The organism is Actinoplanes sp. NPDC049599 (assembly GCF_044465625.1).
Taxonomy (GTDB): domain Bacteria; phylum Actinomycetota; class Actinomycetes; order Mycobacteriales; family Micromonosporaceae; genus Actinoplanes.
Genome location: NZ_JBITLX010000006.1, coordinates 138,646 through 160,588, shown reverse-complemented (window position 1 = coordinate 160,588; position 21,943 = coordinate 138,646). Strand labels below are relative to the sequence as shown.

Below are 21,943 nucleotides of genomic sequence, written 5' to 3'. Positions count from 1 at the left end.
GTGGACCTGTTCCTCTACCGGGCACGACGCCGCGGTGACATGGTCCGGACAGGACGTCCGGGCGTCGCGCCCGTCCGGGCGTTGACGAAGGGACAGCGATCATGTCCGGCTGGGATCCCATTCGCAAGACCGCCGCGGAACGTGCCGCGGCCAACCTCTCCGACTACCGGCGGACCCGGGAGACGTTCTCGTGGGACCGGGCCCGCGTCGCAGACCTGCGCGGGCTCCCCGGCGGCGGGCTCAACATCGCCTACGAGGCGGTGGACCGGCACCTGGACGGCCCGCGGCGGGACAAGGTCGCGCTGCGCTGCCTCGATCGCCACGGCGAGGTGACGGACCTGACCTACGCCGCCTTCAGCCGCCGGACGAACCGCTTCGCCAACCTGCTCGGTGAGCTCGGCGTCACCCGCGGCGACCGGGTCTTCGTGCTGCTCAACCGGGGCCTCGACCTGTACGTCGCGGCACTGGGCACGCTCAAGTCCGGCGCGGTGCTCTCCCCGCTCTTCCCGGCGTTCGGCCCGGAGCCGGTCCGCGAACGACTGGACCGCGGCGACGGCGTCGTCCTGGTGACCAGCCCGCAGCTGTACGAGCGCCGGGTCGCCCCGGTCCGCGACCGGCTCCCGAACCTGCGCCACGTGCTGGTGACCGGCGACGACCCGCCCCCGCCCGGCACCCGGAGCCTGGCCGCCGGCCTCGCCCGGGCCCCGGAGAGCTTCACCCCGGCCGCCACCGCCCCGGACGACCTCGCCCTGCTGCACTTCACCAGCGGCACGACCGGCCGGCCCAAGGGCGCCATGCACGTGCACGGCGCCGTCCTCGCCCACTACGTCACCGCCGGGTACGCGCTCGACCTGCGACCCGACGACGTGTTCTGGTGCACCGCCGACCCGGGCTGGGTGACCGGCACCTCGTACGGGATCATCGCCCCGCTGGTGCACGGCCTCACCGTCGTGGTCGACGCCGGCGATTTCGACGCCAAGCGCTGGTACCGCACGCTGGAGCAGCAGCGGGTGTCGGTCTGGTACACCGCGCCCACCGCCCTGCGCATGCTGATGCGCCACGGCAGCGAGCTCGCCCGCGGTTACGACCTGTCCGCGTTGCGCTTCGTCGCCTCGGTCGGTGAGCCGCTGAACCCGGAGGTCGTGGTCTGGGGGCGGGACGCCCTCGGCCACCCGGTGCACGACAACTGGTGGCAGACCGAGACCGGCGCCATCATGATCGCCAATTTCGCCGGTACCGACATCAAGCCGGGATCGATGGGACTGCCCATGCCCGGCGTCGACGTGGGCCTGCTCGAACGCGGCGAGGACGGGCGCGCCCGGGTCACCGACGGCCGGGTCCGCACCGTCGAGGGGTCCGACGTCGTCGGTGAGCTCGCGCTGCGGCCCGGCTGGCCGTCGATGTTCCGCGGTTACCTGCACGAGCCGGAACGGTCCGCCCGGTGCTTCGCCGGCGGCTGGTACCTCTCCGGCGACCTGGCCCGGCGCGATGCCGACGGCTACCTCTGGTTCGTCGGCCGGGCCGACGACGTGATCAAGTCGGCGGGCCACCTGATCGGGCCGTTCGAGGTGGAGAGCGCCCTGATGGAGCATCCGGCGGTGGCCGAGGCCGGCGTCATCGGCATGCCGGACCCGGTGGCCGGCGAGGTGGTCAAGGCCTTCGTGACGCTGCGGCCCGGCATCGCCGAGACCGATGAGCTGCGCCTGGAGCTGCTCGGGTTCGGCCGCCGGCGGCTCGGCGCGGTCGCCCCCAAGGAGATCGCCTTCGACCAGCAGCTGCCACACACCCGCAGCGGCAAGGTGATGCGCCGCCTGCTCAAGGCCCGCGAGCTGGGGCTGCCCGAGGGTGACCTGTCGACCCTGGAGGAATCCCGATGACCAGAACGCGGGTCGCGCCCGCACCCACCGCCGCCGCCGCCCGCCGGCGTGCCGATCTGCTGCGCACGATGGTGCTCGTCCGCCGCTTCGAGGAGCGTTGTGTCGAGCTCTACAGCGCCGCGAAGATCCGCGGCTTCATGCACCTCTACATCGGCGAGGAGGCGATCGCCGCCGGCGTCATGCCGGCGCTGACCCCGGCCGACGCCGTGGTGTCGACCTACCGGGAACACGGGCACGCGCTGGCCCGCGGGGTCCCGGCCGACACGATCATGGCCGAGATGTTCGGGCGGGTCACCGGCTGCAGCCGCGGCCGCGGCGGTTCCATGCACCTGTTCGACGCGGCCACGCGGTTCTACGGCGGCAACGCCATCGTGGGCGGCGGGCTGCCGATCGCGGTCGGCCTGGCCCTCGCCGACGCCATGCGGCACCGGCCGGTGGTGACCGCGTGCTTCTTCGGCGACGGCGCCGTCGCCGAGGGCGAGTTCCACGAATGCCTCAACCTCGCCGCGCTGTGGCGGCTGCCGGTGCTGTTCTGCTGCGAGAACAACCGGTACGCGATGGGCACGGCACTGGAACGCAGCCACGCCGCCACCGACCTGGCGAAGCGGGCCGCCTCGTACGGGATGACCGCCGACGCGGTGGACGGCATGGACGTCGAGGCGGTGGCCCGGGCCGCGCACACGGCCGTGCACGCCGTCCGGTCCGGCGCCGGGCCGCGCTTCCTGGAGCTGCGCACGTACCGCTTCCGGGCGCACTCGATGTACGACTCCGACCGCTACCGGGACAAGGCCGAGGTCGCCGAGTGGCGCAAGCGCGATCCGATCGAGCTGCTGGTGGCCCGGATGCGGGAGGCCGGGCAGCTCGACGACGACGGGCTGGCGACGGTGGAACGGGAGGTGGCCGGCACGGTCGACGCCGCCGTGGCGTTCGCCGAGGCGGGCGCGCAGGAGCCGGTCGAGGAGCTGACCCGGTTCGTCCACGCGGAGGGGAGCGTCCAGCCATGACCACCATGACCTACCGGGAGGCGATGCGCGAGGCCATCCGTACCGCCATGCGCACCGACGAGCGGGTCTTCCTCATGGGCGAGGACGTCGGCCGCTACGGCGGCTGCTTCGGCGTCAGCCTGGGCCTGCTGGAGGAGTTCGGGCCGGACCGCGTCCGCGACACCCCGCTGTCGGAGGCCGCCTTCGTCGGCGCGGGCATCGGGGCGGCGCTCGGCGGGCTGCGGCCGATCGTGGAGATCATGACGGTGAACTTCAGCCTGCTCGCGCTCGATCAGATCCTCAACAACGCGGCGACGCTGCGGCACATGTCGGGCGGGCAGTTCGGGGTGCCCCTGGTGGTGCGCATGACCACCGGCGGCGGCCGCCAGCTCGCCGCGCAGCACTCCCACAGCCTGGAGGGCTGGTACGCGCACATACCCGGCCTGCGGGTGCTGGCCCCGGCGACGGTGGCCGACGCGCGCGGAATGCTCGCGGTCGCCCTGGCCGACCCCGACCCGGTGCTGATCTTCGAACACGGCGGGCTCTACGGCACCTCCGGCGAGGTGCCGGACGAGCCGTCGACCGACATCGGGCACGCTGCGATCCGCCGGTCCGGCGACGACGTGACGCTGATCGGGTACGGGGGCACGGTGGGCACCGCGCTGACCGCCGCGGACCTGCTCGCCGCCGACGGGGTGCACGCCGAGGTGCTGGACCTGCGCAGCCTGCGGCCGCTGGACGACGCCACGATCATGGCATCGGTGGCCCGTACCCACCGGGTCGTGATCGTGGACGAGGGCTGGCGCTCGGGCAGTCTCGCCGCCGAGGTCAGCGCCCGCGTCGTCGAGCAGGCGTTCTACGAACTGGACGCCCCGGTCGCGCGGGTCTGCTCGGCCGAGGTGCCGATGCCGTACGCCGCCCAGCTGGAGCAGGCCGCTCTGCCGCAGCCGGCCGACGTCCGGGCGGCGGTCCGTGAGCTGGTGAGCGCCGATGGCTGAGTTCCGGATGCCGTCGCTGGGCGCCGACATGACCGACGGCGTGCTCCTCGAATGGCTGGTGCGGCCCGGCGCCGAGGTCGGCAAGGGCGACATCGTCGCGGTGGTGGACACCGACAAGGCCGCCATCGAGGTCGAGTGCTTCGACAGCGGCACGGTGCAGCAGTTGCTGGTGGAGCCCGGCACCCGGGTCCCGGTCGGCACGCCGCTCGCGATCATCGCCACCGGGCCACCCGCGGAGTCCGCGCCGTCGCCCGTGCTCTCCCCGCTCGTCCGCCGGGAGGCGCACGAGCGGCACGTCGACCTGCAGCACGTGCACGGCAGCGGACCCGGTGGGCGGATCACCCGCCGCGACGTCGAGCGCGCCGCCGAGGTCACCCCCGCGTCCCCGGCACCCGCGCCCGCCCCGGCGCCCGCGGTGCGGCTGCGCGTCTCGCCGCGTGCCCAGCGGCTGGCGCGGGACACCGACGTGGATCTGTCGGCGGTGACCGGCACCGGTCCGGGCGGCGCCATCCGCGCCGCGGACGTGCGGCTGGCGGCCGACCGGCACCGGACGGAGCCGGCTTCACCCGCCGCGCGGGCCGCGGAACCGGGCAGCACGGCGCAGTCCGCCACAACCGGCGCGGAGCCGGCTTCACCCGCCGCGCGGGCCGCGGAACCGGGCAGCACGGCGCAGTCCGCCACAACCCGCGCGGAGCCGGCCGCCCCGCCGGTCACCGAGCCCGGCGCCGCGGCCAGTGCCGGGGAGCAGGCGGCCCGGCGCGCGGCCGCCATGCGGGCGACCATTGCCGCGCTCATGGCCCGGTCCAAGCGCGAGATACCGCACTACTACCTGACCGAGACCATCGACCTCAGCGCCGCTCTCGCCTGGCTGCGGGACCGCAACCAGGCACTGCCGGTGCCACAGCGGATCGTGCCGGCGGCGCTGCTGCTCAAGGCGGCGGCCCGGGCGGCGCGCGAGGTCCCGGAGCTGAACGGGTTCTGGCTGGACGACCGCTTCCTGCCGGCGCCGGCGGTGCACCTGGGCGTGGCGGTGTCCCTGCGCGGCGGCGGGCTGGTCGCGCCGGCGATCATGGACGCCGACACCCTGCCGGTGGAGGAGTTGATGAGCCGGCTCAAGGACCTGGTGGCGCGTACCCGGTCGGGACGGTTGCGGGGCGCCGAGTTGTCGAGCCCCACGCTCACCGTCTCGAACCTCGGCGAGCAGGGCGTCGAGTCCATCATCGGGGTGATCTATCCGCCGCAGGTGGCGCTCGTCGGATTCGGCACGGTGGTCGAGCGGCCGTGGGCGGTGGACGGCCTGCTCGGCATCCGCCGGCTGGTGACCGCCAGCCTCGCCGCCGACCATCGCGCCACCGACGGCGCCACCGGAGCCCGCTACCTGCGAACCCTGTCCCGACTGCTGCACCGACCGGAGGAGCTGTGAAACCCACCGACCCCCTCGCCGTCGTCAGGGCGACGCTGCACGAGGTCGCACCGGAAGCCGACCTCGACCGGCTCGCCCCCACCACCGACATCCGGGAGGCCCTGGAGCTGGACTCGCTGGACTTCCTGCGCTTCGTGGAGCTGCTGAGCGAACGCACCGGCCGCCGCATCGACGAGGACGACTATCCGCGGCTGGCGACGATGGCCGAGGCGGGCGCGTTCCTGACCGCGGTGGCCTGACGTCGCGGTGGCGGCCGGTGGCCGCACGGACCGGCGTCACCGCCGGGGCCGCGCTTCCTCCGTCGGCGTCGTGACCGCCTCGGACGGCTCCGGCGCCGGTGCACCCGGGCGGGGCAGGTTGCCGCGCACCAGCACCCCGAAGGTGGTCACGACCAGGGCGGTCCACACCGCGGCCAGGGCGTAGCCACCGAGGACGTCGGTGAGCCAGTGCGCGCCCAGGTACAGCCGGGAGAACCCGACGAGCAGCATGAGCAGGACCGCCCCCGCCCACCCGCCGACCCGGTGCTCCCAGCGCCGGAGCCGGCCGGCGAGCAGATAGGCGACGAGCCCGTAGGTGGCCGCGGCCTGCGCGCTGTGCCCGGACGGGAAGGCGTACCCCGGCGCCGCCGTCAGCAGATCCGCGATGTCCGGGCGGGTCCTGGTGATCAGCAGTTTGATCGCGTCCACCAGCACGTTCGTGCCGGCCGCCACGGTGAGGACCATGGCGGCGGTGGACCAGCGGTACTCGTCGCGGGCCAGCACGAACCAGGCGAGCAGGAGCACGACGACCGTGATGCGGCTGCTGCCCATCATCGTGACGACCCGCATGACGGCGGTCAGCCAGCCGGTGCGGTGGCCGACCAGCCAGGCCGCGACCGGGCTGTCCTGGGTGGCCAGCTCGTCCTTGCCCACGACGCCGGCCAGGATGTCGCCGAAGGCCCAGCCGGCCAGCCCGATGACGATCAGGCCCAGGGTCAGCCACAGGCCCAGCGCCCCGCGCGGGGTGAACCGCCGGGCGACGAACGCCAGCTCCCGGCGGTAGCGCCGGCGCAGCGTGAGCACCCGGGGCCGGTCGAGCACCCGGCCGGCCGCGGACCGCAGCCGCTCCGGATGCCGGGCGATCCACCGGGCCGCCGCCGTCACGCCGCCGATCAGCACCAGCAGGACCACCAGCACCACCCCGGCGGGGCCGGTGACCGCGACGATCTGCTGATAGGAACCGCCGGCGAAATAGCCCAGCAGCACCGAACCCGGCCCCCAGATCAGGCCACCGACCGTGGCGTAGATGGCGAAGGTCCGCAGGCGCATCCGCGCCATCCCGGCCGCCATCGGCATCACGGCCCGCAGCACCCCGACCAGGCGGCCGAACAGGATCGCCCGCGCTCCCCGCTCGACCAGCGACTTCTCCACCGCCGCCCAGCGGGCCGGGCCGATCCGGCGCCCCAGCCGGCTGGTCCGCAACGCCGGCCCGTACCGCCGGCCGATCGCGTACGCGAGCAGGTAACCGCCGACCGACCCCAGCGCGGCCAGCACCAGCATCACGGTGAGGCTGGCCCGGCCGTGGTACGCGAGCAGCCCACCCAGCACCAGCACCAGCTCGCCGGGGAGCACCAGCCCGAGGAACAGCGACTCCGCCGTGGCCAGAACCCCGACCACGACGTACGCCAGCAGCGGCGGCACCGCCGCCATGGCATCGCTCAGCCAGCGTCCCATCACCGCCTCCACGTTCATCGTCCGGCCGCCCCGGCCGGGTGCCAGGGCCGGGCGGCGAGGTGAGCCGAACGGCCCTACCAGCCGGCCGCCGGACCCAGCAGGCTCGCCATGAGGACGGGTTCCCGGCCGTGAGGAGCAACTGATGCGATCCGAGTCGGCGTGTGTGGTTGACCCGTCGCGCCCGTGCGGGGCCTGCAGCGCGCCGGGCCCGAGCCAGTGCCCCTACCTCTACCTGCTCGACCCGGACGAGCTCGCCGCGACCCGGGCCTCGATCGCCGCCGGCCGGGCCGCGCCGGGTCAGCCGGCCAGGTGCCCCAGCAGGTCGTAGACGACGAAGGCGGGCCAGACGATCGCCTTGAGCACCCCGATCACCCCGGCGCCGAAGTTGTCGGCCTCCCGCAGGTAGTAGACGAGCGCACCGATCAGGCCGAGCCCGTACACGGCGTTGCCGCCGTGATTGACTGTCCGGCCCGAGCGGCGTTCCTTGTCAATCACGTCCCGCTCCTCCCCGCCGCATCGCTGCGGCCGTTGGTCCTCATCGCGACCCGCCCGCCGGGCCGAGGGCGGACTCGTCCTGCCACGGCCAGCGGGTCCCGCCGATCCGGGCGCAGCCGAGCACGATCTTCGCGTCCGGCTCCAGCCGCGAGCCGGGCTTCGCCGACTGCGTCCGCACGGTCCAGTTCTGCGGCAGCACGACGGCCCGCCGCCCGTCGACCGTGCCCAGGTCGACATCGGTGAAGCCGATCTTGTCGAGGCGGTCGAGCGCCACCGCGGCGTTGTCACCGACGACGTCCGGCACGGTCAGCAGGGTCGCGGCGCTGCTCGTCGGCGCCGGCGTGACCGGCGCGGCGGGCTGCCCGCCCGCGCATCCCGAGGCACTCAGCACCAGCACCAGACCCAGAAGGGCGATCACGCGACGCATCCGGACCACCTTCTTCGCCGCTGCGGCAGGAAGTCGTCCCTTCAGTCTTCCCCGTGCCGCCCACGATCGACAGGGACGGAAGGCCCGTCGCGGGATGCACGCCGGACCGGGTGGCGCCGCCGGCCGCTTCGTATGATCGGGGCATGCGGAACCGGAGTGAGCGACTGCTGGGGTACGCCTTCGTGGCCGCCCAGTCGGCGTTGTTCGTGGTGATCTTCGCGCCGCGCCGGCGGCGGCCGGGGGTGCAGCCGCCGGCCCGCCGGTCGGTGGCCCTCCGGGCGACGGCCGGGCTGGCCATCGGCACCGGCGCCGTGGTGGCCGTCGCCGGCGCCCGCGAGCTCGGCGCCGACCTCACCCCGATGCCGCTGCCCCGGGAGGGCAGCCGGTTGCGCACCGGCGGCGCGTACGCGGTGGTGCGGCACCCCGTCTACACCGGCGCGATGGCCGCCTCGGCCGTGCGCGGACTGACGGCCGGCGGCCGGGTCCGGCCGGCCGCGGCCGCCGCGCTCTGCGCCCTGCTGGTCGTCAAGGCAGGCTGGGAGGAGCGGCAGCTGCGGGCCCGGTTCCCGGACTATCCGGCGTACGCGCGACGCACGCCGAGGTTTGTCCCGAGGCTCCGCGCCCGGTGACGGCGGTGCCGAGCAGGCGGCGGACGCCCGGTACCCGGCGCGAGAGGTGGGCGGCGCCGAACGAGAGCGCGACCCCCAGCACGGCGACGATGCCGAACTTCACGAACGGCGAGAGAGCCGGGCCGGTGAGCGCGTACTGGATCGGCACCACGAGGTAGACGTGCAGGATGTAGGCCGCGTAGCTGGTGACCGCCAGGGCGGAGACCAGCCGCAGCGGCCGGCGCACCAGATCCCGGACGACCACCGGCACGCCGACCGCCAGCCCGACGCCGATGAACCCCTCCAGCGTGCTGCGCACCGATGACTGCCAGCCGGCGCCACCGTCCGCCAGCTCGTTGTACCGCCAGCCGGCGGGCGCGAGCGTCTGCACCGCGACCATGCCCGCCGCGGCGGCCAGGCCCACACCCAGCCACCATCGGCCGGTGCCGCTCGGCAGCGTGCGCAGCCAGTCGCCCCGGTAGGCCACCGCCCCGACGGCGAACAGGCCCAGGTACTGCGGGAGGCGGGCCGGCTCGACGGGGACGATCCACAGCAGCGGCACCCATTCGTCCACGGAGTACCACCAGCGGATCACCCAGGTGACCACGATCAGCCCGACGGCGAACGCCAGGATGGTCCGGTGCCCCGGCGCCGGCCAGGAGCGCGGCGGCCGGCCGGCGAGCCGCCGCCATGCCACGTAGAGGAGCGAGTACAGCAGCAGGTGACCCACGAACCACAGATGCAGATAGAGCGGTGACCACGCCTCGCGGTACAGGAAGCCCACGAACTCCCCGGCCGACCGCGGCTGCTCGCCGGCCAGCACCAGCGGCAGGTTCGCGACAAGAGCAAACACCACCAGGGGTACGCCCAGCCGGCTCCACCGCTCCCGGAGGAACCGCCGCGACCCCTTGCGATCGTGCGACGGCCCGCAGAGATACCCGGCGAGCAGGAACAACAACCCGAGCCCGACCGCGGCGTTCACCGAGTAGAACGGCCGGAACCAGTCGCTGCGCGCGGTGTCGGTCACCGGCCACTCGCCACCGGTCGGCCCGTACGGCTGCGCCGCGTGATGCACGATCACCATGACCACCACGGCAACCCGGATCACGTCGAGGGCGACCAGCCGCGCCGACCCCGGCCGTACGGCGGGCACACCACCGCCGGGCGCCGGAGCTTCGGGCACCGCCATGGCCCCAGCACCGCACACCGGGCTCCCCCGCGCCAGAGGCGAACGGCCCGGAGCCGCACGACCCGGCACGGCGCCCGCGCCGGGTCGTTGTCCTCTGCCGGGCGTCCGGGCCGCGGGCGGACGCTGAGGCGAGACGCTGGAAAAGGGTGATCACTCATGGCCACCACGCCGGTCCTGCCCGCCGCGTTCCCGGATACGCCCCCGTCACCCGCCGGCGGACGGTCCCGGTGGGTCCCGGCCGCGGTGGCCTCGCTGGTCGTGTTGTCCGGTGTGGTGTCGGCCGCGCTGATCCCGCGGGGTCCGGTGACCGGCACCCAGGTGGTCGTGCTGCTGATCGTGGCCACGCTTGTCGGCGGGCTGGCCGGGTGGGGCGTCCGCACCCGCTGGATGGTCGTCGCGGCGCCGGTGCTGCACCTGGCGGGGTGGGAGCTCGCCCGCGCCACGGTGTTCGGTCTGGACGGTCCCACGTTCGGCCGGCCGCGCTTCGACGTGACGCTGGGCGTCCTGGTGTTCCTCGCCGTCCACGTGATGTACGTCGTGGTGGCGTGCCTGCCCATGCTGCTCGGGGTGGTCGGCGGCCGGGTCTGGCGGCGCCGTCCGGCGCGCCGGGCCGGCATCTGGTCGGCCGTCGTGCTGCTCGTGGTGGGAACTCTCGGGCTGCTGCTGGTCCGGCCGGGCACAGCCGAGCCCGCGCCGGGCGGTGTCGCCACGATGACCAAGGTCCGGCTGGGCGGCGCCGACCAGTGGGTGTCGATCCGCGGGGACAGCGCCGGCAATCCGGTGCTGCTGCACCTGTCCGGTGGCCCCGGCAGCTCCGACGTCGGCTGGGTGCGCACCTTCAACCAGCCGCTCGAGGAGCACTTCACCGTGGTCGTCTGGGAGCAGCGCGGCGCCGGCAAGTCGTACCCGGCGGTGGATCCGACCGCCGCGCTGACCCTCGATCGGCTGGTGTCCGACGGCCTGGAGCTGACCGCGTGGCTGTCCCGCCGCTTCGCCGAGCCGAAGATCTACCTGACCGGCAACTCCTGGGGCAGCACGCTCGGGGTGCTGATGGCGCAGCGCCGGCCGGATCTCTTCCACGCCTTCGTCGGCACCGGCCAGATGGTCAGCCAGCGGGAGACGGACCTGCGGCTGTACCGGCAGCTGACCGCGTACGCGGACCGCACCGGGGACCGGGGGCTGCGGCAGCGGCTGGCGGCGCTCGGCGCGCCGCCGTACCGCGACGTGCTGGGGTACGCGCTGGTGATGGAGTACTACGACGCCGTCGAGCCCTACGAGCCGGTCCCGGCGTTCGCCGCGGCGCGGGGCCTGAGCGGCTTCTTCCCGGACGAGTACAGCGTGCTCGACACCTGGAACGAGCTGCGCGGCTTCGCGGACATGGGCGGGCTGCTCTACCCGCGGATCCAGGGCGTCGACTTCCGCCGGGACGTGCCGCGGCTCGACGTGCCGGTCTACTTCATGCAGGGCCGGCACGAGCTGACCGCCCGCAGCGCTCTGGCCGACGAGTGGATCGCGCAGCTGCGGGCGCCGGTCAAGCGGGTGTACGAGTTCGCGGACTCCGGGCACAACCCCGACGCCGAGGAGCCGGGCCGCTACAACGACCTGCTCGTCTCGACCGTGCTGGCCGAGACGTACCGCCGGTAACGACGTCAGCGGCGTGGCGTGCCGGACGCCTGCCGCCGGTCGATGATCAAGCGGATGTCCTCGGCCTCCGGCGCGCCGATCTCGGCGTACCGGCTCAGCGCCTGCGCCCAGTGCCGGCCGGCCGAGTCCGGGTCGCCGAGCATCTCGGCCACCCGGGCCAGGCCGGCGTGCGCCCGGCCGCCCTCGTATCGGTCGCCGATCTCGATCGCCAGGGTGAGCGCCGCCAGATGCTCCTCGCGGCCGTGCCCGGGCCGCCCGGTCGTGGTGAGGACCTCGCCGAGGCTGTTGGTGGCCCGGGTCTCGCCGGCCCGCTCGCCCAGCTGCTGGAAGATCTCCAGGGCCTCACGCAGGAACACGGTGTCGTGGGTGACCGCGCCGAGGCCGTCGAGCGCCAGCGCGGTGCCGGCCCGTTCGTTGGTGCGCCGGAAGATCTCCAGCGCCTCGCGGTGGCAGCGGGCCGCGCGCCGGGTGTCGCGCTGCCGTGCCGCCACGTCGCCGAGGCTGACCAGGGCGTACCCCTCGCCGACCGGATCGCCGATGCGGCGGCAGATCCGGACCGCCTCGCTCAGGTAGGCCGCCGCCTGCCCGTCGCGGCCCTGACGCCGGTACACCTGGCCGAGGTTGCCGAGCGCCCGCGCCTCCGCCGCCCGGTCGCCGGTGAGCCGGCACAGCGCCAGGGCCTCCTGGAGCCGTTCGGCGGCCTCGTCGTAGCGGCCCTGCCACTGGTCGACGTGGCCGAGGTTGCCCAGCGCCCGCGCCTCCGCCGCGTGGTCGCCGCACCCGCGGGCCAGCTCGACCGCCCGCCGCAGCAGCCCGTCGGCCTGCTCGTAGTGTCCTTGCTGGACGTCCATGACGGCCACATTGGTCAGCAGCTGCGCCTCGGCGGAGGCGTCGCGGGCGTGCCGGGCGGCGCGGATCGCGTGCTCGTGCATGGCGACGGCCTCCGGGTAGTGGCCGCCGCTCTCCAGGTAGCGCAGCAGCGTCAGGGTGAGCCGGACGGCGTGCGCGGGCCGGCCGTGGGTGGCCGCGTGCCCCACCAGGGCCACCAGGTTGGCGCGTTCGCGGTCCAGCCAGGCCTGGGCCGCCGCGCCGTCACCGACCGGTGGCACCGGCGACGCCGGCCGCTCCACCCGGGGCCGGCGGTGCTGCTCCGCCGGGTAGAGGGTGTCCATCGCCGCGGTCGCGGTGTACAGCGTCGCGTCGAAGAGCCGGTCCAGGGCGGCGGTTCCCTCGCCGTCGCCGATCTCCGCGGCCAGCCTGATCGCGTACGCCCGCAGCAGGTCGTGCAGCGTGCACCGGCCGGCGCCCGGCTGCTGGATCAGGTGGGCGCGGGCCAGCACCGCCAGCAGCTCGCCGGCCTCGGTGACGCCGGTGCCCAGCAGCGCCGCGGCCGCGTACCCCGACACGTCCGGACCGGGGGTCAGGCCGAGCAGCCGGAAGGCGCGCGCCGCCGCCGGCGGGAGCTGCCGGTAGGACCAGGAGAACACGGCGCGGACCCCGGTCTGCGGGTCGCCGCCGGCGTCGAGCAGCTCCAGCCGGCGGCCCTCGTCGGCCAGCTCGGCCACCAGCTCCCGCAACGGCGCCTCGGGTCGGCCGGCGGCCAGCTCGGCGGCGACCCGCAGGGCCAGCGGCAGCCGGGCGCAGCGGGTGATCAGGTCGGCGGCGGCCGCGGGCTCGGCACGCACCCGCTCGCCGATCAGCCGGGTGATCAGGACCAGCGCCTCCTCCCGGGACAGCAGCGGGACCACGAGCCGGCCCGCGCCGTGCCGGGCGACCAGGCCGGCCAGGGTGTCCCGGCTGGTGACGACCACCGCGCAGGTCGCCGTGCCGGGCAGCAGCGGCCGGATCTGCTCGACCGACGCGGCGTTGTCCAGCACGATCAGCAGCCGGCGGCCGTCCAGCAGGCTCCGGTATGCGGCGGCCCGTTCGTCCCGGGCGGCCGGGATGTCACCGCCGGCCATCCCCAGCGCCCGGAGGAAGCCGGCGAGCGCGTCCTCGGGGGTCATCGGCTGTTCGGTGTCGTAGCCGCGCAGGTTCACGTAGAGCTGGCCGTCGGGGAACCGGGCGCGGGCCCGATGCGCCCAGCGCACCGCCAGCGCCGTCTTGCCGACCCCCGCCATGCCCGACACGGCCGAGATGACCACGGCGGTGAGCTGGTCGTCATGGTCGGTGACGAGCAGGTCGAGGGCGGCCAGCTCCTCCTCGCGGCCGGTGAAGCCCGGCACGTCAGCCGGGAGCTGCGCGGGCGGCGGGCGTACCGGGGCCGGTGGCGGCGGCGCCGGGGCCGCGACGGGCTCGCCGGGGTCGCGCAGCACGGCCTCGTGCGCGGCGGACAGCGCCGGGCCGGGATCCACGCCCAGCTCGTCGGCGAGCCGGCGGCGGGCGTCGTGGAACGTCGCGAACGCCTTCGCCCGGCGGCCGGCAACGGCGTAGGCGCGGATCAGCCGGGCCTGCCCGGCCTCGTCCAGCGGCTGGGCCGCCGCGGCCTCCTCCAGGGCCGGCAGCGCCTCGGACACCTCCCCGAGCGTGATCATGAGTTCGCCGTAGCGGCCCAGGGCGGCGTGCCGCTCCTCGGCCACGGCGACGACCTTGGGATGCCCGGCCAGCAGCGGCACGTCCATCAGCGGCTCGCCCTGCCACAGCGCGAGCGCCGCGGCGTACAGCTCGGCCGCGCCCCGCGGGTCCCCGCCCTGCTGGGCCGTGGCCGCCTCGGCGAGCAGCCGCCGGAACCGCAGGAGGTCCAGGTTGCCGGGTGAGACCCGCAGGGCGTATCCGGCGCCGACCCGGGGCAGGCGGGCGCTGAGCGAGCGGGCCGGGCGTCCGGGCTCCAGCAGCCGGCGCAGATGCTTGACGTGGGTCTGGATGACGTTGGCCGCGCTCGGCGGCGGCCGCTCGCCCCAGAGCGCGTCGACCAGCTCGGCCTGGCTCAGCGGCTGCCCGCCGGCGAGGGCGAGCAGGCCGAGCACGGCGCGCCGGCCGGCCGAGGTCAGTTCCACCGGTTCGTCGCCGAGCCAGGCGCGGACGGGTCCGAGCACCTGAATCCGCACGCTCTCACCCCCGGGCCGTGCTGCTGCCGGCGCCTGGTCCGCCGGACGGCGCGCGGCGGGCGGCCGAGCGGCGCCGTCCAGTCACCGTCCAGTCAGGATCCAGTGCGGCGACGCACCCTGCTTCCGGAACCATAAATCGACCCGATCCGATATCACAAGCACGGGAGCACTCCAGCGATGCATCGATACTCAGCGATTGTCGCCGGCCTGGCGACGGCCCTGCTCACACCCGCTGTGCCGGCCGCGGCCGCCGACCCGGCGATCTGTCATGTCGACTATCGGACCTACGGCGACGCCTGGTCGTTCAACGGCCAGATCACCATCACCAACACCGGGACGGCCACCCTCTACGGCTGGACGCTGAAGTTCTCGCTGCCGGCCGGGCAGTTGCTCCGCACCGGCTGGGAGGCGGACTTCAAGGTGGACGGCCAGGACGTGACGGCGTACAGCCTCAGGTACAACGGCGAGGTCGACCCGAAGGAGTCGGTGTCGGTGGGCTTCCACGCCACCGGCGACGTCAAGGGGCCCCGGCCCGCCGAGTTCCGGGTCAACGACCACCTCTGCACGAGCGCCTGACCCCCGGCCCTCAGCGCAGATACGCGGCCAGCCCGATGCCCTGTTCGCGCAGCGCGGTGGCGACCAGCCCGGCGATCTGGCGCGCGCCGGCGGCCTCGAAGTGGGTGTGGTCGTTGCAGAAGAACGCGCCGACCGCGCCCGCGGTGTAGTCGCCGTTGTTCGGGCACAGCTTCAGCGAGTTGTACAGCGCCAGGCTGCGCTGGTGCAGGTCGATCACCGGCACGCCGTTGGCGGTGGCGGCGTTCCTGGTCTCGGTGAGGAAGCCGCGGTTGCCGACGGCGGTGCTGCCGCTGCAGGTGACGGCGGCGACCGGGGTCACCAGGATCGGCTTGGCGCCGCGGGCCTTGGCGGCCTGCGCCATGACGCCGAGCAGCTCCTGGTAGCGGGCCGCGCCGACGTGCCGGGGGCAGGCCGAGTCGCCGTCGTTGATGCCGAACTGGATGACCAGGTAGTCGCCGGCCCTCATCCCGGTGGTGGCGTCCAGCATGGCGGTCCACCGCGCGTGGTACGTGGCCGGGCTGACGACACACTCGCCGGCCGAGTTCCTGGTGCCGGTGACGTTGCCCTCGTACAGCCAGGTCTGCACGCTGCGGCCGCCGACGGCGCTGTTCTGCACGGTGACGTCGGTGGTGAGGTAGCCGGCGAACTGGCTGCCCCAGCCGATCGGGCAGGCGGCGGCGTTCATCATCGTGGAGTCGCCGGCCATCCACACCTTGACCTTCGGCGGCGCGGCCGTCGGCGACGGGGTGACCGGCGGCGTGCTCGGGCCGGTGCAGGGCGTCGGCGACGGGGCCGGCGGGCTCGTGGTGGCGGCCGGGCCGGTGCAGGTGGTGCCGTTGAACACGAACGTCGCCGGCACCGGGTTGGCGCCGGTGTGGCTGCCGGTGAAGCCGAAGCTGACGCTGCCGCCGGCGGGCACCGAGCTGTTGTAGCTCGCCGCGGTGGCGGTCACGGCCGAGCCGGCCACGGTGACGGTGGCGTTCCAGGCCTGGGTGATGCCCTGGCCGGCGGCCAGGGTCCAGCCCAGGGTCCAGCCGTTCACCGGGTCGCCGAGGTTGGTGACGGTGACGTCGGCGCCGAAGCCGGTGTTCCACTGGCTGGTGACCGTGTAGGTGACGCGGCACGCGGGCGCGGTCGCCGCCTCGGCGGTGGCGATGCCGAACCCGCCGGCCAGCACGACCAGGGCCGGGCCGGCCAGCAGCGCGAGGCGCCGTCGGGAGGTCTTCATGCGGCCGCTCCTCCGCTGCAGGCGGCGCCGTTGAGGGCGAACCCGGTCGCCCCGGTCAGGGTGCTGTCGGTGATGAACCCGAAGCCGACGGAGCCGCCCGCGGGGAGGCCGGCGTTCCAGCCGACGTTGACCGCCCTGGCCTGGGCGCCGGACTGGCTGGCGGTCGCGTTCCAGGACTGGGTGATCCGCTGGGTGCCGGGCAGGGTCCAGGTCAGCGCCCAGCCGTTGACGGCCGCCGCCGAGGTGTTGCGGACCGTGACGTCGAACTGCGCGCCGGTGCCCCACTCGCTGGTCCGGGTGTACGTGACCGCGCACCCGGAGCCGCCGGGCGCCGGGGACGTCACCGACGGCGCGGGCGAGGCCGGCGGGGTGGTCGGCGGGGTGGTGCCGGCCGGGCCGAGCTTCTCGGTGATGATCGGGGCGAGCCGGGTGGCGATCGCCGCGTGCCCGGTGTCGTTGGGGTGCACGCTGTCGCTCAGCCCGTCGGCGGGCAGCCAGCCGTCGGTGGCGACGAAGAACGTGTTGCGGTCGCCGGCGGCGGTGACGGTCTGCACCGCGGCCTGGGTCTGCGCGGCGTACCGCCTGGTGAAGGTCTGCAGCGCCAGGATCGCGGCCCGCGGATACTTGCTGCGGATGTCGCGCAGGAGCTGGGTGTAGACGGTCTGGAACGTGGTGCTGCTGACCCCGTGCCCGACGTCGTTGGTGCCGAGGTTGATGACCACGGCGTCGGCCTGGTAGCGGGAGAAGTCCCACAGCGGCGAGCCCGCGGCGGTGCTGGTGCGCAGGAACCGGTCCGCCATCCCGGTGCAGCCGTCGGCGGCGCTGACCAGGCAGGCCCCGCCCTCGGCGATTTGGGTGTGCGCGGCGCCGAGCCGTTCGCCGGTGAGCCACCCGTACGCGGTCAGCGCGTTCTTGCTGGAGGTGGTGCCGACGGTGATCGAGTCGCCGATGAACTCGAGCAGCCGGGCCGGCCGGGCCGCGGCGAACGTGGTGGCGCCGGCGTCGAGGGTGAGCCCCCGGAAGACGGCGTCGCCGTGGTACGAACCGGCGACCACCCGGTAGGACACCCGCAGGGTGTGGTTGCCGGCACGCAACGCGGTCGGCGTGAGGCTGACCGTGCCGCTCACGTTCTGCAGGTAGGCGTCGGCGCCGCCGTCGATGCTGTAGAAGAGGTCGATGGTGGACCGCTGCTTGAGCGCCACCCGGGTGCCGGTGAAGCCGGTGACGAAGTACGCGCCGGCGAACCGGGGCACGAGCGCCGCGGGGTCGGCGTTGTCCCACCGGCCGTAGAAGGCGATGTTGGGGTCACTCGGGGACCCGTCGCCGGTCGCGGCCCCGGCGGTGGGCGCGAGCAGCCAGCCCGTGAGCCCGAGCAGCAGCGCGGTGGCGACGACGATGAAGGCTCTCGGGCGCCGCCGCACAGGCATCTCCTCAGCAGTTGGGAGCGCTCCCAACGAACGCCCATGCATTGTTGTTCATCGATTTATTACCTGTCAACAAGGACGCCCGTCTACCCGGCGACCAGGCGCAGGTCCAGCCGGTGGAACTCGTCGGCGGGCACCCCGGCCGCCGCGGCGCGGATCGCCGCCACGTCGACAGCACCGGTGACGGTGACGCGCGCCGTCATGCCGAGGTCGATGAACGACAGGTCCCCGTGGCGCCAGATGCCGGAGATGACCAGCCCTGCCGCGATCGGCTCGTCCGCGGCCGGCGAGAGCAACCGCACCGGCGCACCGACCCGGATCACGCCGCCCAGGCATCGCACCGTGCAGGTCAGCGACCCGTACGACAGATGCGTGAACTCGTGGATCTGCAGCTGCGCTTCCTCAGCCATGCCCGGCCTCCGGTGGGCCGCGCTCACGTGCCGTCGGGCAGCGGGCCGGCGGGCAGCAGCCGGCGGACCAGCTTGCCGGTGGCGTTGCGCGGCAGTTCGTCGACGAACACCACGTCGCGGGGCACCTTGTAGCGGGCCAGGTTCGCGCGGACGAAGTCCCGGATCTCCCGCGGGTCCCGGGCCGCCCCGTCGGTGAGCACCACGAACGCGCGCAGCCGGGTGCCGTACTCCGCGTCGTCGACGCCGATGACCGCGGCCTCGACCACGTCGTCGCGCTTCGCGAGCAGGTGCTCCACCTCGAGCGGGTAGACGTTCTCGCCGCCCGAGATGATCATGTCGTCGTCCCGGCCGTCGATGAAGAGCAGGCCCTCGGCGTCGAAGTGGCCGCGGTCGCCGGTGGCCATGAACCCGTCGATGACCTGCTTGCGCTGGCCGTCGGTGTAGCCCTCGAACGGGATGCCGGTGCGCACGAACACCCGCCCGATCTCGCCCGGTGCGGTGACGCGCCGGCCGGCGGTGTCGAAGAGCGCGACATGGACGGTGACCGGGGGCCGCCCGACGGTGCCGGGCGCGCGCCGCGACTCGGCCGGCTGGGCCACCGTGGCGACGGCGACCTCGGTGGAGCCGTACACGTTGTGCACGACGTCGCCGAAGATGTCCTGGAACCGGGTGGTCAGCTCGGGCGCCAGCGGCGATCCGGCGACGAAGACGGTCCGCAGCGAGGTGGTGTCGTACCTGGCGATCACGTCCGGGCCCAGCGACAGGATGCGGGTGAGCATGGTGGGCACCGCGACCAGCATCTCGGCGCGGTGCCCGGCGATGGCCGCCAGCACGCTCTCGGCGTCGAAACGGCGCATCAGCACGGCGTGGTTGGCCAGCGACAGCCCGACGGTCCAGGCGCCGAACCCGGTGCTGTGGAACAGCGGCGAGGCGATCACCACGGCGCCCTGGCGGGGGAACGGGATCCGGTCCGCGATCAGCGCGCTGGCCAGCGGCGACACCTTGGTCCGCGGCGCACCCTTGGGCAGTCCCGTGGTGCCGCTGGTGAGGATGATGAACCCGCCCGGCTGCTTGGGCAGGGGCAGCGGCGTGGTGGGCCGCCCGGCGATCAGCTCGTCGATCGACGTGCCGGGGGAACCCCAGGTCAGGTAGCGGGTGACGGCGGCCGGCAGCCCGTCGACGACATCGGCGAACTCGCTGTCGTGCAGCACCACCCGGACCTGCTCCCGGGCGGCCACCTCGATCAGCTGCTGCTTGGCGAGCCCGGTGTTCATCAGCGCCAGCCGCAGCCGGGCCCGGGCGGTGGCGCTGATCGCGAGCAGCAGGCCGCGGTGGTCGCGGGCCAGCACCCCGACCACCGAGCGGTCCGGCAGGCCGAGCCCGTGCAGGGCGTGGGCGAGGGCGTTGGACTGCTCGTCGAGCTGCCGGTAGGTCAGGGTGCCGCGTTCGTCGGTGACCGCGGGGGCGTCGGGGTGCTCGGCGGCGGCCTTCATGATCAGGGCAGCCTGGGGGCCGAGCCGGGCGTTGTGGACGGCGGCGCGCAGCAGCGGGGCGGGGCGCAGCAGGTTGACGATGCCGATCTGGTGCATCCGGCGGACGGCCTGCAGGTGTTCGAGCGTGCTCCTGATCATGATCGGGACCTTCGTTCGGAGGGCGGGCCGGCGACGGTGAAACCGTCCGCCGTGACGGTGACGGGCCGGCCGAGCGGGTCCTCGGTGAGCAGCCGGTCGATCAACGCGCGATCGCGGGTACGGCGGATCACCCGCTCGCCCTCCGGGGTCAGGGCGGTGACGATGCCGGCCTCGGGCTCGCCGTCGCGGCCGTACGTGACGGTGCAGGCCTCGAGGACGGCAGTGCCGGTGCGGGCCGCGCTGACCTTGCGGGCGTCCGGGCGCGACAGCAGCAGGTCAGCGTTGATGTCGCGGTACCCGCGCCCCGGCGGACGGGCGGAGAACACGCCGATCGCGTGCTTGGTGAGGTACCACCCGACGGCGGTGGCCAGGCCGTAGGCGTCCGGGTCGGCGCGCAACAGGGGTACGAGGTTCGCCACGGCGTGGCCGGCGTAGTTGTTGCCGGGCCCGCCGGCGAAGGTGAGTCCCCCGGTGACGGTGAGCGGACGGGCCGGGTCGTCGATTGGCAGCCCGAGCTCGGCGGCGGCGATCTGCACCGCCGACGGGAAGCAGGCGTACAGGTCCACGTGGCGGATGTCGGTGATGGACAGTCCGGTGTGGTCGAGCACGGCCCGGCCGGCGGCGTGGATCGCGGGCGAGGCGGCCAGGTCGGCGCGTTCGGTGACGTACCACTCGTCGGTGGCGTGCGCTCCGGCGTGCGCGAACACCCACCGGTCCTGGGCGATGCCGGCCCGCCGCGCGGCCTCGGCGCTGCACACGATGATGCCGGTGGCCTGGTTGACCTGGAGGTGGGCGGTGAGCAGCTTCGGGTACGGCGCCGCGATCGGCCGGTTGCTGTGGTCCGGTGTGGCCAGTTCGGCCGCGGTGCGCCGGCCGGGCAGCCAGGCGTACGGATTGGCCGCGGCCACCTCGGAGAACCGGGACCAGAGCGCGGTGATCCGGGCGCGGTGCTGATCCGGCGACAGCCCGAGGCGGCCGCGGATCGCGGACTCGATGAGCGCGTACAGGTGGACGGGCGCGACCAGCCCGGCGGCGGTCTCGGCGTCGCTGTTCGGCGCGGTGTCGACGCCGACGGTGCGGGCCGGCGCCGTACCGTCCGGTTGGCCGGGCCAGGCCGGCTCGCGGCCCGCGCGTTCGGCGGCGGCCGCGGTGGCGGCGGCCTCGGCGCCGCCGAGCAGGGCGACCGAGACGTGCCCGGCGGCGATCGCGGCGGCCGCGTCGTTGAGCAGCCGCAGCGAGCCGTCGCCGCCGAAGATGCCGGTCTGCACGGTCTCCGCCGGCCGGGCGCCGACCGCCTCGGCGATCAGCGCGGCGCCGTCCGGGTACTGCCAGGAGACGCTGGCCACGTAGCCGACCGAGTCGGCGGTGGTGAGCAGGTCCTCCCCCGCGCCGGCGTCCGCGGCGGCCAGGCGCAGCGCGCGCACGGCCAGCGACACCGGGTCGCCGTCGCGTGGTTCGGTGCAGCGTTCGGACACCTGGCCGGCGCCGACGACGACCGGGGTCCACGGGTCGAGGTCCCGGCCGGTGCGCTCGTGGCGGATCGGGGCGGGTTTGGTGCGTGGCGGTCGCGGCGCGGCGGCAGGCCGGGCGGCGGGGCGCTGCGCCGGCGGCGGCTGCCCGGCGACCGTGGCGGCCAGCTTCGCCAGGGACTTCCGCAGGGCGTCGGCGAGGTTGCGGGCCAGCATCGCGCCGAGCGGCCCGTCGGCCGTGCCGCCCTCGACGCCGCCGTCGCAGCGCACCACCGTGCCGCCCGCGGTGGGCGTGAGGGACAGGTAGAAGCCCACGGCGATGCCCATCGGGGCGGTGCCGTCCAGCCAGAGCGTCTGCGCCGGCTCCCGGCCGGTGACCGTCCAGCGCACCTCGCTGGGCATGCCCATCAGCTTGACGCGCTGCGTCAGCCGGGTGCCGGGGAGCAGTTCCGCCGGCGGCGGCGCCGGCCAGCCGGCGTGCAGCACCAGCCAGTCGCCCATCCGGGCGGGGTCGGCGAGGACCGCGAAGACCCGGTCCGGGTCGGCGGCGAGCTCGGCCGTGGCGACACAGGGGTACGCGAAGACGCGCGGCGGAGCCACCGGGGGCGGCACGTCGGGCCCCGCCGCCCGCCGGACCAGCCGGGCCAGCGTGGTGGCGGCCACCGCCCGGCCCACGGCGAGGCCGGCACGGAACCGCGCGAACCGGCGCGAAGCTGGCATCGACCACTCCCTAACAGTCTGGCGTGACGGTATGTGAGTGACCTGGCTCACGGCAACCCCGGACAGATGCCGTCGGGGACAA

18 protein-coding genes are annotated in these 21,943 nt (G+C 74.7%); 8 read left to right on the top strand and 10 right to left on the bottom strand.

The genetic code is table 11. From position 1 onward, the window contains the following. Window positions 1-101 precede the first annotated feature (101 nt). From acsA to ACIBQZ_RS13520, 5 genes are read left to right on the top strand one after another with little or no spacing between them, the layout of a single operon-like run. Entirely contained in the window at window positions 102-1,877 is a 1,776-nt protein-coding gene (gene acsA / locus ACIBQZ_RS13540; protein WP_396088886.1) for an acetate--CoA ligase, read from the top strand. Then, the gene (gene pdhA / locus ACIBQZ_RS13535) at window positions 1,874-2,881 is read left to right on the top strand and encodes a pyruvate dehydrogenase (acetyl-transferring) E1 component subunit alpha (RefSeq protein WP_396088885.1); all 1,008 of its coding nucleotides are present in this window, start codon (window positions 1,874-1,876) and stop codon (window positions 2,879-2,881) included. Before acsA ends, pdhA begins: the two co-directional genes overlap by 4 nt. Beyond that, entirely contained in the window at window positions 2,878-3,858 is a 981-nt protein-coding gene (locus ACIBQZ_RS13530; RefSeq protein ID WP_396088884.1) for an alpha-ketoacid dehydrogenase subunit beta, read from the top strand. Before pdhA ends, ACIBQZ_RS13530 begins: the two co-directional genes overlap by 4 nt. Then, a complete protein-coding gene (locus tag ACIBQZ_RS13525) occupies window positions 3,851-5,281 on the top strand; it encodes a dihydrolipoamide acetyltransferase family protein (RefSeq protein WP_396088883.1) in 1,431 nt (476 codons plus the stop codon). Before ACIBQZ_RS13530 ends, ACIBQZ_RS13525 begins: the two co-directional genes overlap by 8 nt. Beyond that, complete coding sequence (locus tag ACIBQZ_RS13520) at window positions 5,278-5,520, top strand: acyl carrier protein (protein ID WP_396088882.1); 243 nt, start codon at window positions 5,278-5,280, stop codon at window positions 5,518-5,520. Before ACIBQZ_RS13525 ends, ACIBQZ_RS13520 begins: the two co-directional genes overlap by 4 nt. 36 nt (window positions 5,521-5,556) lie before the next feature. Here ACIBQZ_RS13520 and ACIBQZ_RS13515 read toward each other — a convergent pair whose 3' ends face one another. The 3 genes from ACIBQZ_RS13515 to ACIBQZ_RS13505 all read right to left on the bottom strand — a co-directional run bounded on the left by ACIBQZ_RS13515 (window position 5,557) and on the right by ACIBQZ_RS13505 (window position 7,915). After that, complete coding sequence (locus tag ACIBQZ_RS13515; RefSeq protein ID WP_396088881.1) at window positions 5,557-6,993, bottom strand: bifunctional DedA family/phosphatase PAP2 family protein; 1,437 nt, start codon at window positions 6,991-6,993, stop codon at window positions 5,557-5,559. A 297-nt stretch (window positions 6,994-7,290) separates the two neighbouring features. Beyond that, window positions 7,291-7,488 (bottom strand): hypothetical protein, encoded by a 198-nt coding sequence (locus ACIBQZ_RS13510; RefSeq protein ID WP_396088880.1) that lies wholly within the window; start codon window positions 7,486-7,488, stop codon window positions 7,291-7,293. 40 nt (window positions 7,489-7,528) lie between these two features. Beyond that, window positions 7,529-7,915, bottom strand: a complete 387-nt coding sequence (locus tag ACIBQZ_RS13505; RefSeq protein WP_396088879.1) for a hypothetical protein — start codon at window positions 7,913-7,915, stop codon at window positions 7,529-7,531. 143 nt (window positions 7,916-8,058) lie between these two features. Here ACIBQZ_RS13505 and ACIBQZ_RS13500 point away from each other — a divergent pair, with 143 nt between their 5' ends. Then, window positions 8,059-8,544, top strand: a complete 486-nt coding sequence (locus tag ACIBQZ_RS13500) for a methyltransferase family protein (protein ID WP_396088878.1) — start codon at window positions 8,059-8,061, stop codon at window positions 8,542-8,544. On the opposite strand, the gene ACIBQZ_RS13495 is transcribed toward ACIBQZ_RS13500, so the two are convergent. After that, window positions 8,441-9,712, bottom strand: a complete 1,272-nt coding sequence (locus ACIBQZ_RS13495; RefSeq protein ID WP_396088877.1) for an acyltransferase family protein — start codon at window positions 9,710-9,712, stop codon at window positions 8,441-8,443. The two genes, ACIBQZ_RS13500 and ACIBQZ_RS13495, sit on opposite strands and share 104 nt — an antisense overlap. A gap of 156 nt (window positions 9,713-9,868) precedes the next feature. On the opposite strand from ACIBQZ_RS13495, the gene ACIBQZ_RS13490 reads away from it, so the two are divergent. Next, on the top strand, window positions 9,869-11,356 hold the full coding sequence (locus tag ACIBQZ_RS13490; protein WP_396088876.1) for an alpha/beta fold hydrolase: 1,488 nt from the start codon (window positions 9,869-9,871) through the stop codon (window positions 11,354-11,356). Window positions 11,357-11,361: 5 nt separating this feature from the next. Here the strand turns inward: ACIBQZ_RS13490 and ACIBQZ_RS13485 are convergent, their stop codons facing one another. Further along, complete coding sequence (locus ACIBQZ_RS13485) at window positions 11,362-14,403, bottom strand: AfsR/SARP family transcriptional regulator (RefSeq protein ID WP_396088875.1); 3,042 nt, start codon at window positions 14,401-14,403, stop codon at window positions 11,362-11,364. A gap of 177 nt (window positions 14,404-14,580) precedes the next feature. Between ACIBQZ_RS13485 and ACIBQZ_RS13480 the strand changes: the two genes are divergently transcribed. Continuing rightward, window positions 14,581-14,979, top strand: a complete 399-nt coding sequence (locus tag ACIBQZ_RS13480) for a cellulose binding domain-containing protein (protein WP_396088874.1) — start codon at window positions 14,581-14,583, stop codon at window positions 14,977-14,979. Between the two features lie 10 nt (window positions 14,980-14,989). On the opposite strand, the gene ACIBQZ_RS13475 is transcribed toward ACIBQZ_RS13480, so the two are convergent. The 5 genes from ACIBQZ_RS13475 to ACIBQZ_RS13455 form a co-directional block, all read right to left on the bottom strand. Further along, a complete protein-coding gene (locus ACIBQZ_RS13475) occupies window positions 14,990-16,207 on the bottom strand; it encodes a cellulose binding domain-containing protein (RefSeq protein WP_396088873.1) in 1,218 nt (405 codons plus the stop codon). Continuing rightward, complete coding sequence (locus tag ACIBQZ_RS13470) at window positions 16,204-17,634, bottom strand: cellulose binding domain-containing protein (protein ID WP_396088872.1); 1,431 nt, start codon at window positions 17,632-17,634, stop codon at window positions 16,204-16,206. The genes ACIBQZ_RS13475 and ACIBQZ_RS13470 overlap by 4 nt, the downstream gene beginning before the upstream one ends. A gap of 83 nt (window positions 17,635-17,717) precedes the next feature. Next, entirely contained in the window at window positions 17,718-18,041 is a 324-nt protein-coding gene (locus ACIBQZ_RS13465) for a hypothetical protein (RefSeq protein WP_396088871.1), read from the bottom strand. A gap of 23 nt (window positions 18,042-18,064) precedes the next feature. Then, window positions 18,065-19,672, bottom strand: coding sequence for an acyl-CoA synthetase (locus ACIBQZ_RS13460; protein ID WP_396088870.1), 1,608 nt, complete (start codon window positions 19,670-19,672; stop codon window positions 18,065-18,067). After that, window positions 19,669-21,861, bottom strand: coding sequence for an SRPBCC family protein (locus ACIBQZ_RS13455; protein WP_396088869.1), 2,193 nt, complete (start codon window positions 21,859-21,861; stop codon window positions 19,669-19,671). Before ACIBQZ_RS13455 ends, ACIBQZ_RS13460 begins: the two co-directional genes overlap by 4 nt. Window positions 21,862-21,943 lie beyond the last annotated feature (82 nt).